Annotated in this window: 11 protein-coding genes; 3 read left to right on the top strand and 8 right to left on the bottom strand. The window is 73.7% G+C overall.

Translation table 11 applies throughout. The features are described 5' to 3' along the window. Window positions 1–33: 33 nt before the first annotated feature. A complete protein-coding gene (locus ACN27G_RS02945) occupies window positions 34–375 on the top strand; it encodes a YciI family protein (RefSeq protein WP_421491235.1) in 342 nt (113 codons plus the stop codon). A gap of 42 nt (window positions 376–417) precedes the next feature. Here ACN27G_RS02945 and ACN27G_RS02940 read toward each other — a convergent pair whose 3' ends face one another. Then, window positions 418–1,674 carry an RNA polymerase sigma factor gene (locus ACN27G_RS02940; RefSeq protein ID WP_421491234.1) on the bottom strand — a complete coding sequence of 419 codons (1,257 nt, stop codon included), beginning with the start codon at window positions 1,672–1,674 and terminating at the stop codon, window positions 418–420. A gap of 245 nt (window positions 1,675–1,919) precedes the next feature. On the opposite strand from ACN27G_RS02940, the gene ACN27G_RS02935 reads away from it, so the two are divergent. After that, the gene (locus tag ACN27G_RS02935; protein WP_421491233.1) at window positions 1,920–3,158 is read left to right on the top strand and encodes a cytochrome P450 family protein; all 1,239 of its coding nucleotides are present in this window, start codon (window positions 1,920–1,922) and stop codon (window positions 3,156–3,158) included. After that, window positions 3,155–4,315 carry an epoxide hydrolase family protein gene (locus ACN27G_RS02930; RefSeq protein WP_421491232.1) on the top strand — a complete coding sequence of 387 codons (1,161 nt, stop codon included), beginning with the start codon at window positions 3,155–3,157 and terminating at the stop codon, window positions 4,313–4,315. Before ACN27G_RS02935 ends, ACN27G_RS02930 begins: the two co-directional genes overlap by 4 nt. A gap of 171 nt (window positions 4,316–4,486) precedes the next feature. On the opposite strand, the gene ACN27G_RS02925 is transcribed toward ACN27G_RS02930, so the two are convergent. The 7 genes from ACN27G_RS02925 to ACN27G_RS02895 form a co-directional block, all read right to left on the bottom strand. Continuing rightward, a complete protein-coding gene (locus ACN27G_RS02925; protein WP_421491231.1) occupies window positions 4,487–5,362 on the bottom strand; it encodes a hypothetical protein in 876 nt (291 codons plus the stop codon). Then, entirely contained in the window at window positions 5,359–6,384 is a 1,026-nt protein-coding gene (locus ACN27G_RS02920; protein ID WP_421497209.1) for an NAD-dependent epimerase/dehydratase family protein, read from the bottom strand. The genes ACN27G_RS02925 and ACN27G_RS02920 overlap by 4 nt, the downstream gene beginning before the upstream one ends. An 87-nt stretch (window positions 6,385–6,471) precedes the next feature. Then, on the bottom strand, window positions 6,472–7,824 hold the full coding sequence (locus tag ACN27G_RS02915; RefSeq protein WP_421497208.1) for a cytochrome P450: 1,353 nt from the start codon (window positions 7,822–7,824) through the stop codon (window positions 6,472–6,474). Beyond that, entirely contained in the window at window positions 7,821–8,372 is a 552-nt protein-coding gene (locus tag ACN27G_RS02910; protein WP_421491230.1) for a flavin reductase family protein, read from the bottom strand. The genes ACN27G_RS02915 and ACN27G_RS02910 overlap by 4 nt, the downstream gene beginning before the upstream one ends. Further along, window positions 8,369–8,812 carry an acyl-CoA thioesterase gene (locus ACN27G_RS02905; RefSeq protein ID WP_421497207.1) on the bottom strand — a complete coding sequence of 148 codons (444 nt, stop codon included), beginning with the start codon at window positions 8,810–8,812 and terminating at the stop codon, window positions 8,369–8,371. The genes ACN27G_RS02910 and ACN27G_RS02905 overlap by 4 nt, the downstream gene beginning before the upstream one ends. 33 nt (window positions 8,813–8,845) lie before the next feature. Then, window positions 8,846–14,617, bottom strand: a complete 5,772-nt coding sequence (locus tag ACN27G_RS02900; protein ID WP_421491229.1) for a type I polyketide synthase — start codon at window positions 14,615–14,617, stop codon at window positions 8,846–8,848. Beyond that, window positions 14,614–15,645, bottom strand: coding sequence for an enediyne biosynthesis protein (locus ACN27G_RS02895; RefSeq protein WP_421491228.1), 1,032 nt, complete (start codon window positions 15,643–15,645; stop codon window positions 14,614–14,616). The genes ACN27G_RS02900 and ACN27G_RS02895 overlap by 4 nt, the downstream gene beginning before the upstream one ends. Between the last annotated feature and the right edge of the window lie 3 nt (window positions 15,646–15,648).

Below are 15,648 nucleotides of genomic sequence, written 5' to 3'. Positions count from 1 at the left end.
GCGGTGACCTGACCTTCACGAAGGGTGGCGACGGTGAAGTACCTGTTGATGGTGTGCGTCGACGAGTCCGTCCAGCCGAGCCCGGAGGCGGCCGAGGCAGAGGTCAGGGCCGCGACCGCGTGGGTTCAGGACCTGCAGGCCCGCGGCGTACGGGTGATCGGCGACCGCCTCCGCCCGACCAGCGAGGCCACGACGGTGCGGGTACGCGACGGTGAGCTGCTGGTCTCGGACGGCCCGTTCGCCGAGACGAAGGAGCAGTTGGCCGGCTTCGACGTCATCGAGTGCGCCAGCCTCGAGGAGGCGGTCCAGGTGGCGTCCGCCCATCCCGGCGCCCAGATCGGCACCGTGGAGTTGCGGCCGTTCTGGCACGGGTGACGGCGGCCGGGGGCCGGTGACGACACCCCACGCCGGAAACCGCTACCGCGCCTCCCCGCCCACCAGGCGGGCCGCCCGGTCCTCCAGGTAGCGCCGCTCCAGCAGGCTCGCCGTCCGGCGCGCCGCCAGCCGGTAACACGTCTGCGCGGCCGGGTGGTCGCCCGCCATCTCCAGCAGGTGCGCCCGGGTCGCCTCCAGCCGGTGGTGCCCGGCGAGCCGGCCGTCGGCGGCGAGCCCGCCGAGCAGGCCGAGCGCCGCCTGCGGGCCGTGCACCATCGCCACCGCCACGGTGCGGTTCAACGCCACCACCGGGCTCGGCGAGACCCGCTGCAGCAGGTCGTAGAGGGCGAGAATCTGCGGCCAGTCGGTCTCCTCGGCGCGCGCCGCCTCCGCGTGCACGGCCGCGATCGCGGCCTGGAGCTGGTACGGCCCGGCCGGTCCGGTCGGCAGGGTGCTGGTCAGCAGCGATATCCCCTCCCGGATGGCGGCCTGGTCCCAGCGGCTGCGATCCTGCTCGCTGAGCGGGATCAGCGTGCCGTCCACCCGGGTACGCGCCGCGCGCCGGGCGTCGGTGAGCAGCATCAGCGCCAGCAACCCGGCGACCTCGCCGGCCGCCGGCCGGAGCCGGTGCACCTCCCGGGTCAGCCGGATGGCCTCCCCGGTCAGTTCGCCGCGCTGCAACTGCGGCCCGGAGGTCGCGGTGTAACCCTCGTTGAAGATCAGATAGAGCACGTGCAGCACGACCCGCAGCCGGTCGGGCAGCTCCTGCCCGGGTGGCAGCTGGAACGGGATGCCGCTGGCCCTGATCCGCTGCTTGGCCCGGCGGATCCGCTGCGCCATGGTCGACTCGCTGGTCAGGAACGCCCTGGCGATCTGCTCCGTGCTCAGGCCGCCGACGGCGCGCAGCGTCAGCGCTGCCTGGGCCGGTGCGGAGAGCGAGGGGTGGCAGCAGAGGAAGAGGAGTCGCAGGGTGTCGTCCTGGTCCTCCGGGCGTTCGGCGTCCGGGCCGGGCACCCACTGCTCGTCCGCCGGCAGCCGCGCCGCCGTCGTCGCCTCCCTGCGCCGGCGGGCGACCTCGCTGCGGTACTGGTCGGTGAGGCGGCGCGCCGCCACGGTGGTCAGCCACCCGCGAGGGCTCTCCGGCACACCCTCCACGGGCCACTGCAGCGCGGCTGCCAGCAGCGCCTCCTGGACCGCGTCCTCGCAGGCGTCGAAGTCGCCGTGCCGGCGCACGAGCGTGGCGAGCACCTGGGGCGCCGACCGGCGCAGCAGGTCGGCGAGGCCGCCGTCGGTTTCCATGGCTCCATGATGCAACGACCGGCCTGGTCACGGGCCCCGGTCGGGCGCGGTCGGCGCGGCCGGCAGGCCAGCAAGTTGGAAGAATGATCCACACTGACCGGCGTCTATGGTGAAGACGTGATCGAGCGATCCGGGCATCCGGGCACCGATCGAGCGGCGCAGGAGCGACCGCGGTCTTCCTGATTCCCGGTGCCCGCTGCTCACATCCGGTTGACGACGCGGATCGGCCACGGGAGGTACCGACCATGGAACAGGCTGTCTGCCCCTACGTCCTCGACCCGCAGGGTCAGGACACCCACGCGGAAACCGATCGGCTGCGCGAGCAAGGTCCCATCGCCCGGGTGGAACTCCCGGGTGGCGTCCTCGCCTGGTCGGTGCACAGCTACGAACTCGCCAAGCAGATTCTCATCGACGAGCGGTTCTCCAAGAACCCGCGCCGGAGCTGGCCCGCGTTCATCGACGGGGAGATCCCGCCGGACTGGCCGCTGATCACCTGGGCGGTCATGGACAACATGGCCACCCACGACGGTGCCGACCACACCCGGCTGCGCGGGCTGCTCCTCAAGGCGTTCACGACCCGCCGGGTCGAGGCCATGGCGCCGCAGCTGGAGACGACGGCGAAGGAGCTCCTCGACGCGCTGGCCACCGCCGGCCCCGACGAGGTCGTGGACCTGAAGACCCGGTACTGCCAGGCGCTTCCGGCGATCATGATGTGTGACCTCTTCGGCGTGCCGGAGGAGTCCCGTGCCGACGTGCTGCGCGGCGGGCACGTCAACGTGGACACCAGGATCACCCCGGAGGAGGCGGCCGCCAACGTCGACCAGTGGACCAAGGCGATCGCCGATCTCGTGGTGCACAAGCGGCAGTTCCCCGGCGACGACCTCACCACCGCGCTGATCGCGGCCCGGGACGAGGACGGCGGGCGGCTGACCGACGACGAGCTGATCGGGACGCTGCACCTGATGCTCGGCGCCGGCTCGGAGACCATGGTCAACTCCCTCAGCCACGCCATCGTCGCGGTCCTCGACGATCCTTCGTTGCGCGCCAGGCTGACGGCCGGGGAGGTGTCCTGGAACGACGTGATGGAGGAGACCCTGCGGGTGGAGTCCCCCGTCGCGCACCTGCCGTTCCGCTTCGCCACCGAGCGCTTCGAGATCGGCGGCGTGACGATCGAGCAGGGCGACCCGGTGATGATCGACTACGCCGGGCTCGGCCGGGACCCGGAGCTGCACGGCGAGACCGCCTGCGTCTTCGACGCCACCCGCAGGGACAAGACGCACCTCTCCTTCGGCCACGGCGTGCACTACTGCCTCGGCGCCCGGCTGGCCAAGCTGGCGACCCTGATCATGCTGCCGGCGCTCTTCGACCGCTTCCCCCACCTCGAGCTGGCGACGCCGAAGGACCAGCTCGAACCGCAGGGCACCTTCATCATGAACGGCCGCCGCGACGTCCCGGTCCACCTCTATGGCCGGGTGAGCGCATGAAACCCTTCCGGATCGCGGTCCCGCAGGCCGACCTGGACGACCTGGCACGTCGGCTGGCCGACACCCGCTGGCCGGCCGAGATGCCCGACTGCGGATGGGACCGGGGCGTACCGCTGGACTACCTCAGGGAGCTGGCCGATTACTGGCGCACCAGCTACGACTGGCGGGCGGCGGAGGCGAAGCTGAACTCGTACCCGCAGTTCACCACCGAGATCGACGGAGCCAACGTGCACTTCCTGCACGTCCGCTCGCCGGAGCCGACCGCGGTGCCCCTGCTGATCAGCCACGGCTGGCCCGGTTCCGTCGTCGAGTTCCTCGACGTCATCGGCCCGCTCACCGACCCCCGGGCGCACGGCGGGGATCCGGCCGACGCCTTCCACCTGGTCATCCCGGCCCTGCCCGGCTTCGGATTCTCCGGACCGGCCCGCGAGCCGGGCTGGAACGTCCCCCGGATCGCCGCCGCGTGGGCGGAGCTGATGCGGCGTCTCGGCTACCAGCGGTACATCCCGCAGGGCGGCGACGTGGGTTCCTGGATCACGCTCACCCTCGCCGGGCTCGACGCCGAGCACGTCGCCGGGGCGCACGTGAACTTCCTCTTCACCGCTCCCCCGCCGGACCCCGCGGCGCTGGCGGGCCTCGCACCCGGCGACCGGGAACGCCTGGAGCTGCTGGCGAGGTTCCTCGCCGACGGCTCCGGCTACATGCTGCTCCAGGCCACCCGCCCGCAGACGCTGGCGTACGGCCTCACCGACTCGCCGGTCGGGCAGCTCGCCTGGATCGTGGAGAAGTTCCGGGAGTGGAGCGACTCGGCGAAGGTTCCCGAGGACGCGATCGACCGGGACAGGATCCTGACCAACGTCATGGTCTACTGGCTGACCGCGACCGCCGGCTCCTCCGCCCAGTTCTACTACGAGACGGCCGACCAGCTGCCGACCGCGCCGACCCCGCCGGCCGCGCCGCCGCCGCTGCCCGTGCCGCTCGGCGTGGCCGTCTTCCCCCGCGACTCGGCCCGGCCGGTCCGGCGCTTCGCCGAGGCGGCGTTCCCGAACATCGTGCAGTGGCACGAGTTCGACCGGGGTGGCCACTTCGCCGCCCTGGAGGAGCCCGACCTCTTCGTCGACGACCTCCGCGCGTTCGCCCGGTTGGTGGCGCGGTAGCTCCGCATCGCACGCGGCAGCTCCGCATCGGACAAGGTGCCACGGTGTCACCTCGGTGACACCGTGGCACCGTCGTGCGCGGCCCGGCCGGTCAGCTCTCCGCCATGTGGTGTGGAGTCGGTCGGCTCTCCGGCATGTGGATTCGGTCAGTTGTCCGGCATGTGGGGTCGGTCAGTTGTCCGGCATGTGGACGGTGCGCAGGAAGGCCGGCAGCAGCCACGGGCGCGGGCCGCGTACGACGAGCTGGCCGGTCAGCGCCGCCCGCAGCCGGGACATCCGGCCGAAGAGCACCAGGTTCAGCGTGGGCGGGTGGAAGGAGAGCCGCACGTCGTCGCCGGGGCCCGGCTCGGCGATCGTCACCCGACCCCGGTTGCCCGGGTGCCGGCCGGTGCCGTCCAGGACCATCGTGACCGGGCTGGTGTGACGGGACCGGAACTGCACGGCGATCCGCCGGGGCGGCGGTGGTGCCGTGCCGTCGAGCAGGGCGCCGTAGCCGTACGAGGTGACGCCGGCGAGGAAGAGCTCGATGAAGAGGCCGGCGTCGCGGGGCGGGATCCGCCACGGCAGGGAGCCGGCCCGGGCGATGTCCCAGCCGTGGATCAGCAGCTCGTTGGTCAGGTGCGCCAGCAGGCCGCCGAGCGGGAGCCGGGACTCGCCCAGCCAGTCGACCGCCTCGGTCGGATCGCGCCCGTCCGTGGCCCGGAGCACCACCCGGACGTGCTCGCGGAGCCGGTCCGCCAGCGGGGCGAGGTCACGTTCCAGGACGTACCGGCGCAGCAGCAGGTCGTTGAAGTCCCGGACGGTGTCGACCTGGGTCGCCCGGAGCTGCCGCTCCAGCGCGGCGTCCCGGGCGGCGGCGCCGGGCTCGACCATGGTCTCGCAGGCCCAGGCGAGCGAGACCATGTGCGCGGCCGTCTGTGCCACCGACCACGACCGGGTCGCCCGGGCCGCCGGGTCCGGCGCGGCGTCGAGCAGCTCCGCGAACCCGTCACCGGCCCGCAGCATCGCGTCCCGGGTCTCCCGCCACTGTCCGTCGGAAATGATCACGTCGCCTCCAGTACGGCGGCCGTGCCGGCGAGCCGGTCCGGGAGGTGCCCGGCCCGGTGCAGCCAGCGGACGGTGTCGCGCAGCGTGGTCTCGAAGGTGGTGTGTGCCGGGCCGAGGAGCCGGTCCGTGGCGGTGGTGTCGACGTCGCGGCCGACCCGGCAGGTGTAGATGGCGCCGTACTCCGCCGGGATGTGCGCCGGCACCAGCCGCTGGACGAGGTCGGTCAGCGCACCGACCGGCAGCATGGCAGCGGCCGGGAGGTGCAGCGCGGGCAGCGTGCGGCCGGTGACCCGGCGCAGCACCCGGACGAACTCGCGGGTGCTGACGTACCGGCCCTGGGCGAGGAACCGGCGGGGTCCCCGGCCCGGCGTCAGCACGGCGGCGTGCAGCCGGGCCACGTCCCGGACGTCGCCGACCGGGAAGCCGCCCGACGGCCACATCGGCATCAGGCCGCGCAGGGCGTTGCGGACCCGGGTGGCCTGGTCGCCCCGCTTCGGGTCGTCCGGGCCGAGGGTGGCCAGCGGATAGGTGATCACCACCGGGGCACCGGCCCGCTGCGCCCGCCGGGCCACCTCCTCCGCGCGGGCCTTGGTCGCCATGTACGCCTCGCGCGGCGCCCCGACCGGAGACCCGGGGTGCAGCGGCGCCGAGGCGGCCGGGAGCAGGGCGGCGAAGCTCGACACGTACACGACGGGGTCGGCGCCGGCCGCCACCGCGGCGTCGAGCACGAGCTCGGTGCCGCGGACGTTGACCGCCCGCATCGCGGCCCGGTCCCGGCTGTCGAAGCTGTAGACCGAGGCGGCGTGCAGCACCGCGTCGCAGCCCCGCACCGCCCGGGCGACGGCGTCCGGGTCGGTCACGTCGCCCCGGAACACCTCGGGACCGTCCGGGTCGACGCCGAGCGGCCCGAGGGCGGGGGCGACCGTGGCCGGGTCGCGGACCAGCAGGCGCACCCGGTGACCCGCGCGCAGGATCTCCGCCACCGAGTGGGAGCCCAGGAATCCGGTGCCTCCGGTTACCATCACCAGCACGTCGCATCGTCCAGTCCCGGCCGGCCGGCCGATAGGTCGAGCATCCTCGATATGGGTACGAGCCGTGCGAGGCGCCGGTCAGGCGGCGTGCACGGTCATCGGGAGTCCGCCCCGGATCCGCAGCGAGAGCATCGGCTCGGGCACCACCCGGTAGCCGGGCACCTGACTGAGCCGCAGGTCCCGGGCGACCATGGCGACCACGAAGACCGCCTCCATCATCCCCAGGTGGTTGCCGACGCAGAACCGCGGACCGGCCCCGAACGGGATGTACGCGTACCGGGGCCGGTGCCCCGGCTGGGCGCGGGCCGGGTCGAACCGCTCCGGGTCGAACCGCTCCGGGTCGTCCCAGAACGCCGGATGCCGGTGCAGGGTGTACGGGCAGATCAGCACGTCGGCGCCGGCCGGCACCCGGTAGCCGCCCACCTCGTCCGCCTCCTGCGCCAGCCGGGAGAGCATCCACACCGGCGGGTAGAGCCGCATCACCTCCTCGACCACCATCGAGGTGTAGCGGAGCCCGTGCAGGTCCTCGTATTCCGGCAGCCGGTCCCCGAGTACCTCCCGGGCCTCGGCCCGGACCCGCTCCCGCACCTGCGGGTGCCGGTCGAGCAGGTGGAACGTCCAGCCGAGCGTGCTGGCCGTGGTCTCGTGGCCGGCGAGCAGCAGCGTGACCAGTTCGTCGCGCATCCGCCGCCGGCCGACGGCCGGGTCGCGCTCCCCGGAGGTGGAGACGACCAGCCGGGAGAGCGCGTCGTCCCCGGAGGGGTCCCGGGTCCGCTCCCGGACCAGTTCGTCGACGATCCGTTGCAGCTCGGCACGGGCCCGCCGGAACCGGAGCTGGTGCGGCAGCGGCACCCACATCGGCACGGCGCTCATCGACACCATCTCGAACATCGCCTGGTCCTGCATCGACTCGAAGGCGTGGCCGAGCGAGCGGAAGGCGCCGAGGTCGGCGTCGAGCAGGGTCCGGCCGAGCACGCCGAGGGTCAGCCCGGTCATCTCGCGTACGACGTCGACGGGTCGACCGCTGCCCCGGTGTGCCCGGAGCCGGGCCAGCAGCTCCGCCGCCTCCTCGGCGATCACCCCGGCCTGCCGGGCGATCCGCCGGTGCTGGAAGACGGGCTGGATCACCGTACGCTGCTTGCGCCACAGCTCGCCCTCGCTGGTCAGCAGCCCGTCCCCGAGCGCCCGCTTCGCCTGGGCCAGCCCGAGTCCCTTGTGGTAGTTGCCGGGGTTGTCCGCCAGCACGTACTTCGCGTGGTCGGGATGGTTGAAGAAGTAGAGCACCTTGGGGCCCATGGCGATCCGCACGGCGTCGCCGTACGCCGAGGCCGCCGAGGACATCAGTCCGAGCCGGTCCCGGACCAGCTTCCAGAGCAGCTTCGGCGCGGACCGGGCCGGCGGGCCCGGCGGAACCCGGACGGGGACGGTCAGGGACACGGCGTGCTCACCTCGCTCACCCCGGTGCCACGGGCCGCCGGGCCGGTCCGGTCGAAGCGGCCGCGCAGGAACACCAGCGCGTCGGCGCCCTCCGGCTGCCCGACCGAGAGCACGCTGCCGAGATAGATGGTGTGGTCGCCGCCGTCGTAGCTGCGCCAGACGTCGCACTCGAAGTGCGCCAGCGCACCGGAGATCAACGGCGCGCCGGTCACCGGTCCGGGGCACCAGTCGACGGAGTCGAACTGGGCGGCGCCCAGCGGCCGCCGCCGGTCGGCGAAGTACCGGGCGACGGCCTCCTGGTCGGCGGCGAGCACGGATACCCCGAACGACCTCGTGCCGTCGAGACAGCCGTGCATGATCGCCTTTCGGTCGATGCAGACCAGCAACAGCGGCGGCTCCAGCGACACCGAGGCGAAGGAGTTCGCCGTCATGCCGTGCGGCACCCCGCCGCCGACGGTGACCACGGTGACGCCGGTGGCGAACGCCCCGCACGCCCGGCGCAACGACTGGGCGTCGACGGACTTGCCTGCCTGGATCGTCATGGCTGACTCCCCGCCGGCAGGTACGCGTCCAGCGCCCGGGTCAGCGACTCCGGCACCCGGGCCGGCGCGGTGGCGCCGTTCGGCCCCCGCATGCAGGCCACCCGCTGCCGCCCCCGGGCGACCAGGGTCTCCCCGCCGCCCGGGTCCAGCCGCAGGTAGTCGAAGCCGAACTCGATCTGGGTCTGCGCCAGGTCCACCAGCCGCATCCGGACGGCGAGCTCGTCGAAGGCGGTGATCTCGGCGAAGAACTCGCAGTCGACCCGCAACGTGAAGAGCTTCAGGTCGGCCTGGAGCTCCGCCAGGACGTCCGGGGCCCGTTCCTTGAGGAACATCTCCCGGCACCGGCCCTGCCAGCGCAGGTAGTTGACGTAGTAGACGTTCCCGACGAGGTTCGTCTCCTCGAACCCCACGGTGTGCAGGTACTCGTAGTACTTGTCCATCGTCACGACCACCCGTCGTACGTGTCCATACCGTCACGACCACCCGTCGGTCAGTACCGCGACCACCACCGGCGCGGCGACGCCGTGCAGGCGCGTCGCGAGGGTGGCGATCCGCAGCGTGCCGGAGGCGATCACCAGCCACCCGTCGCGGCGTACCGCGCCCAGGGTGAGCGGGGCGTTCGCCGGCAGGCCCGCCTTGGCGAGGCATTCCAGGGCCGTCCAGATCCGGGTGGCGGCGGTGTGCGTGTCCTCACCCAGCTCCGTGCCGGCCAGCTCGGCGAGACCGGTGTGCCGGCCGAGCAGCGCCCGCCAGTCCGCCGGGTCCCGTTCGGCCACCGGCTCGACGTCGCAGCCGAGGATCCCGGAGGCGGCGACGCAGAGCGTCACCCCCGCGCCGTGCGCGACCGAGATCGTCCGGTCGCCGTCGACCTCGGGCCGCCCGTCCGGGCGGTACCGGACCTCCACCGGGCCGCCGAGGGCCCGGCCCGCGGCCACCGCGGTGTGCCGGCGGTCCCGGCCGGCCGGCGCCGCCGGCTCCGGCTCCACCGCGACCCCGATCCGGGCGCCGACGACGTCCTCCAGGGCCCGTTCCAGGTACGGGCCGAGCAGCGGCGCGACCCACGGACCCCGACCGTCCTTCTTCCGTACGGCGCGCAGCCGCAGCCCCTCCCACCGCTCGACGACCGTGCCGTCCGGGGTGCGCACCGCGATGTCGTAGACGTAGGTGTCGCCGTCGCGGCTGCGCTCCGTGGCGCAGAACCGCAGCTCGTCGACCTCGTCCAGGGCCTGCCCGGCGGGGTGGACCCGGTCGATGCCGGCCGGCAGCAGCGTGCCGTGCGGCACGCAGACCTGGTTGCCGTGCATGAGCGCGTCCCGCATGCCGGGGTCGGCGAGCAGCCGTTCACCGGGGAGGAACGGCGCGATCCAGTCGACCGTCGGGTCGACCGCCAGGTCGGCGTCGACGTGCCGGGCAGCGGCCCGGTGGTAACGCCGCAGCCGGTGGAACCGCTTGCCCTGGAAGAGCGTGTCGCCGTAGAGGTCCCGGTCCGGCTCCAGCGGCACCGGTGGCAGCCCGTCGCCGACCTGCTCCGGCGGGCCCTCGGCCACCGGGTCGCTGGTGTAGCGGAGCCGGGCGTGGAAGTGGTCGGCGGCGAAGTCGGTCTCGGCGCTGCGGATCACGACCGCCACGGTGTCGTCGTCGACGACCGTCGCGGCGATCCGGATCGTCGTGCTGCCGTCCGGCGGCACCACGATCGGGCGCGGGAACTCGACCTCCTCCAGCACCGGCACGGTGTCCCGCCCGGTGACCGCCCCCGCCACCTGGGTCATCGCCTCCATCCCGAAGACCGCCGGGAAGAGGAGGTTGCCGTCCAGGAGGTGGTCGCCGAGGTAGCGGTCGGTGCCCGGGTTCAGCTCCACCTCGGTGACCAGCTCGACGCCGTGGTAGCGGACCAGCGGGCGGTCGACGAAGCGCCGCAGCGGCAGCTCGGGGACGTCCCGGCGGACGGTGTCGATCCCGTCGGTCCGGCCGCTGACCACCACCACGGCGGGGGCGTCCGGGTCGGCGAGCAGCCGGCGCATCAGGCGTACGCCGTCGTCGGGGGTGATCGGGGTGATGCCGTCCCGGTACAGCCCCTCCACCACGGAGAGCCGCTCCCCCATCCCCACCCCGGACCAGACCGACCACTCCAGGCAGAGGGCGCGGCAGCCGGGATTCCGGGCCGCCACCTCGGCGGTGAGGTCGGCGAGCCACTCGTTGGCGGTGGCGTAGTGCGCCTCGCCGCGCAGCCCGGCGCGGCCGATGATGCTGCCGAAGGTGACGAGCAGCCGCAGCCGGCCGGGGTCGACCGCGTCGAGCACCGCCCGGAGGCCGTCGATCTTCGGCGCGAAGGTGCGGCGGAACGCCTCGGCGTCGAGACTGGTCAGCGCCGCCGGCTCGTTGCGGCCCGCGCCGTGCAGCACGGCGGTGACCGGGCCGAGCACGGCGGTCACCTCGGCGACGGCCTGCCGCACCTGGGCCGCGTCGGTCACGTCGGCGCGGGCGTAGTGCAGCCGTACGCCGGCCGCCGCCATCCGCTCCAGGTTCGCCGCCAGCTCGGGGTCGTCCGCCGGGTCGGAGCGGCCGAGGATCGCCAGCGTCGCACCGGTGTCGGTGGCCAGCGCCAGCGCGCACTCGGCGGTGATGCCCTTGCCGCCGCCGCTGACCAGCAGCACGTCCCCACCGTCGAGCGGCTGGCCGACCCGGGTCGGGCGTACCGGCATCGGGCGCAGGGTCGGCACCCGCCGGGTCCCGGCCGCGTCGTAGTACGCCTCGGCGAACCTGGTGGTGCCGCGCACCTCGGCGACGACCCGGTCGACCGCCTCCGGTGCCGGCGGCACGTGCACGATCGTGGTACGCACCTGCGGCGCCTCCAGCCGGAGCGTCTTTGCCAGGCCGGCCGCGCCCCGGCCGTGTTGCACCAGCACGAACCGGCTGCCGGCGGTGCCGGTGGCGGCCGCCTTCGCGCCGAGCAGGGCCGACTCGAGGTGCTCTTCGGCGCAGTCCGGCGGCAGGCAGACCAGGACACCGGAGCCGACGTCGGCGCGCTCCAGCGCGTGCCGCAGCGGCTCGGCGAGCGTGCTGTCGGCGGGTGCGTACACCCGCCACCGGCCGCTGGCCTCGGGCTCGCCGCGCGGCGGCGGCCCGGCCTCGTCGAGGTCGACCCGGAACGCCCGGGACCAGGCCGCGGCGCCGGCCACCACGGTGGACGGACCGGCGTCTCCGCCCGGCGCGGTCTCGGCCAGCTCCGCCAGCGCGTCGGCCAGCTCGCGCACGGTCGCGGTGGCGAAGTTCGTCGGCCCCTGCGGGGCGGCCACGGCGACCTGCTGGGCCACCTGGTTGACGAGCTGCCCGACCGTGATCGAGCTCAGGTGCAGGTCGTCGAGGAGCCGGCTCTCCTCCCGGACCAGCTCCAGCGGCAGCTCGGCCCGCTCCGCCGCGAGCCGGCGGAACAGCTCCACTATCGACTCTCCGGTGTGCTCCACGGAGTCGGGCGCGGCCGGGGCCTCGGCCGGCGCCGTGCGGCGGACGGCACTGCGCAGGCTGATCGGCGGCGCCGCCTCGCAGGGGCTGGCGAAGAAGGTGAACTCGGCGCCGACCTGGAGCGGCCGGACGAGACGGCCGTGGAAGAGTCCGGCGTGCACCGGTGCCGCGCCGACCACGTACGCCGCGCCCAGCACCGCGAGCAGTCCGGCGAGCGACTCGTCGTCGGTGTCCAGCGCCACCGCCGGTGTGTCGGTGGACGCCGCCGCCAGCCCGCTGAGCACCCGGCCGGGACCGACCTCCACGAAGAGGTCGGTGTCCTTCGCCGCCAGCTTCACCGCCTGGGTGAAGAGGACCGGGTCGGTGATCTGGCGGCGCAGCAGCGCCGGCACGTCGGTCTCCGGCGCGAGTGGCTCGCCGGTGACCGTGGAGACGATCCGCCGCCCGACCGGGCCGACCCGCTCCTCGGCGAGCCGTCCGGCGAAGACCTCGGCGGCGGGCGCGACCAGCGGCGAGTGGAACGCGTGCGAGACGGAGAGCCGGCGCCAGCCGATCCCGGCGGCGTCGGCCCGACGGCCCAGCTCCTCGAGGTCCGGCGCGGTGCCGGCGACCACCGTCTGTTGTGGACCGTTGTAGGCGGCGATCACCACCGGCAGGCCGGTCAGCAGCGGCTGCACCGCCTCCGGGGACTCGCTGATCCCGACCATGGTGCCCGAGGCGCTGTGCTCGGCCATGGTCCGGCCGCGCACCGAGGCGATCCGCAGCAGGGCCTCCTCGTCGAGCGCGCCGGCCCAGTGCAGCGCCGAGATCTCGCCGAGGCTGTGCCCGACGGCGGCGGCGGCCTCGACACCGAGCATCGACAGCGCGCGCAGTCCCGCCGCCGAGCCGGTGACGATCCGGGGCTGGGCGACCGAGGTCGCCACCATGTCCCCGCCCTCGGGAAGCGCCGCCGAGGCGTACACCTCGGCCACCTCGGCGAAGCGGCGGCGCAGCGCACCGCCGCTGGTGCCCCGGCCGGAGCCCTGGCCGGGGAAGAGGAAGGCGATCCGGCCCGGCCCGCTGGCGTGGCCGAGGAAGCCCCGCCCGTCCGCGGTGAAGAGGCTGGTCTCGCCGGCGTCCAGCGCCTCGCAGAGGCCGCCCAGCCGCCGCTGCGCGTCGTCGGGCGAGGAGACCACCACGGCCGCCCGGTACGGCCCGCCACGCAGCTCCCGGTGCAGGGTGGCGGCGAGGTCGGCGAGCTGGGCGTACGCCAGGGTCGGCACGAAGTCGCGCACCTGTCCCAACCGGGTACGCAGTTCCGCCGGGGTGCCGCCGTCGACGACCAGCAGTTCCACGTCCTGCACTGAGGAGGCGAGCGCCCGGGTGCGGGTGTCGAAGGGCACCCGGCGCGCCCGATCGCTCTGGTCGAGCACGATGTGCGTGTTGATCCCGCCGAAGCCCATGGCGGTGACCCCGGCCCGCACGGTGGTGCCGGCCGGCCACGGCTCGGCCTGGCGCAGCACCCGCAGCGCCGCCGCCTCCTCGTCGAGGAGCTCGTGCGGCTCGACACAGCCGATGGCCGGCGGAAGCACCTGGTGGTGCACGGCCATCGCGGCCTTGATCAGGCCGGCCACCCCGGCCGCCGCCTTGGTGTGCCCGATCATTCCCTTGATCGAGCTGATCACGGCCGGCGGTGCCCCGGCGTCCGCCGCGCGCCGGGCCAGGGAGAGCGCCGTGAGCTCGGTCGCGTCGCCGACCTCGGTGCCGGTGCCGTGCCCTTCGAAGAGCCCGACGGTCTCGATGCCGAAACCGGCCCGCTCGTACGCGCGGCGCAGGGCGAGCTGGTAGCCGCTCACCTCGGGCCGGGTGATGCCGCCCTTGCCGTCCGACGAGATGCCCCAGCCGGCGACGGTGGCGTAGACCCGGTGCCCGGCCCGCCGTGCCTCCTTCTCGCGCATCAGCACGACCATGCCGCAGCCCTCGCCCGGCCAGAAGCCGTTGGACCTGCGGTCGTAGACCCGCATCTCGTGCCGGGCCAGGGCGCCGGTCTTGGCGAACCCGATGATCTCGAACGGGTCGATCGACAGGTCCACCCCGCCGGCGACCGCGACGTCGACCTCGCCGTCGACCAGGGTCTTGCAGGCGGTGGCGACCGAGAGCAGCGATGAGGAGCAGGCGCCGTCGACGGTGTAGCCGCCACCCTTGAGGTCGAAGTGGTTGCAGATCCGCCCGGCGATGGTGTTGGAGAGCCCACCGGCGAGGGTGTCCTCGTCGATGGCCGGGAACGGGCTCTTGAAGGTCTCCTCGAAGTCGTCCAGGAAGGTCGAGAGCTGGTCGTCGTCCCAGTCCTGGTCCTTCAGGGCGGCGGCGACCATCCGCCGGACGTAGGGCCAGCGCAGCCGCAGCTGGTTGGCGCGGGAGAACTCGCCGGTCAACGTGTTGCCGACGACCACTCCGGTGCGCTCGCGCGGCAGCCCCTCGGCCATCGGGAAGCCCGCGTCGGCGAGTGCCCGGGCGGCCGTGTCCAGCGCCAGCCAGTGGGTCAGGTCGGTGGAACGGTAGGTGCTTCCGGCGATCTTGTAGGCGATCCGGTCGAACCGGTAGCCCTCGATGACCGCCGCCGTCCTCGCGTAGAAGCGGTCCGGTGCCGTCGGATCCGCGTCGTAGTAGTCCTCCAGCCGCATCCGCTGGTCGGGGAGGCGCCGGAAGGCGCGTCGCCCGGCGAGTGCGTTCTCCCACAGCTCCTTCGGCGACGTGGCGTCCGGGTACTGGCACGCCATGCCGACGACGGCGATCCTGGTCATGCGGTCACCACCTCCTTGCCGGCGGGCCCGGTGCCGGCCGGCTCCGCGACGGGTTCCCGGCCGTTCGGGGAGGGAGCCACCTCGACGGGCGCGACCACGGCCTCGGCCGCGGCGGTGGCCGCCGCCTCCCGCTGCTCGCGGGCCTGGTTGACGAAGTGGACCGACCAGAGGAAGCCGCCCCGGACCAGGCAGACGATCGCCGTGGCGAAGAAGATCCCGTACGCGATGCCGGCGCCGGTGAGGAAGCCGTAGACCACGGCCACCCCGGCGCCGAAGGCGATCTGCGAGGCCGGGCGGGACGGGCTGGTGCCGGGGTCGGTGACCATGTAGTTGGTGAAGAGCACGAAGGCGACGCCGGTCATCATCGCCAGCGCGGCGGTGATCGAGGTGTCCAGGACGAGCCCCCGGAAGACCGCCTGTAGCGCGAACGCGCCGAGCCAGCCCAGGATCAGCCACATCCGGCCGGTGAGTATCCCGTTGATCATCGTGCCGCCGAGGATGATCACCGCCGGGATGATCCAGTCCACCACGCCGCCGACGTGTTCGGTGAAGTGGTACGGCGGCGCGACGCTCGCCCAGGGGAAGAGCAGCAGGATCATCGTGATCCCGAAGTTCGACGGGTTCATGTAGTGCCGCAGCCGGCCGCGTACCGGCGCCCGCAGCACCCACTTGGCGCCGATCGCCACGGCGATGCCGAACATCATCGGCAGCAGCCGGTCGTTGACGTAGATCAGCATGTTGAGCGCGAGGCTGGTGATGTGCGCCGGGTAGAGGAACTCGACCATTCCGCGTACCCCGCCGCCCAGGAACCGGGGGGCCCGGCCCTCCGACCGGGCGCCGATGACCTCAAGCACGATCTCGATCGTGTATCCGGTCAGGATGGCGATGAACGGCCAGGTCCAGGGCTGCTCGAAGCCGAAGACCGTGTAGCCGAGGATGTTGAACACGGTGATCGAGATGGCGAAGTTGCGCAGCGCCTTGATCACCTTCGGGTCGTGCCGGGGTGGATTCTTGGTCTTCTCGGCCATCTC

Origin of the sequence: Plantactinospora sp. WMMB334 (assembly GCF_049179095.1) — a bacterium.
Lineage (GTDB): Bacteria > Actinomycetota > Actinomycetes > Mycobacteriales > Micromonosporaceae > Plantactinospora.
Note: the sequence above shows the minus strand (reverse complement) of the source record. Positions and strands in the feature narration are given on the sequence as shown.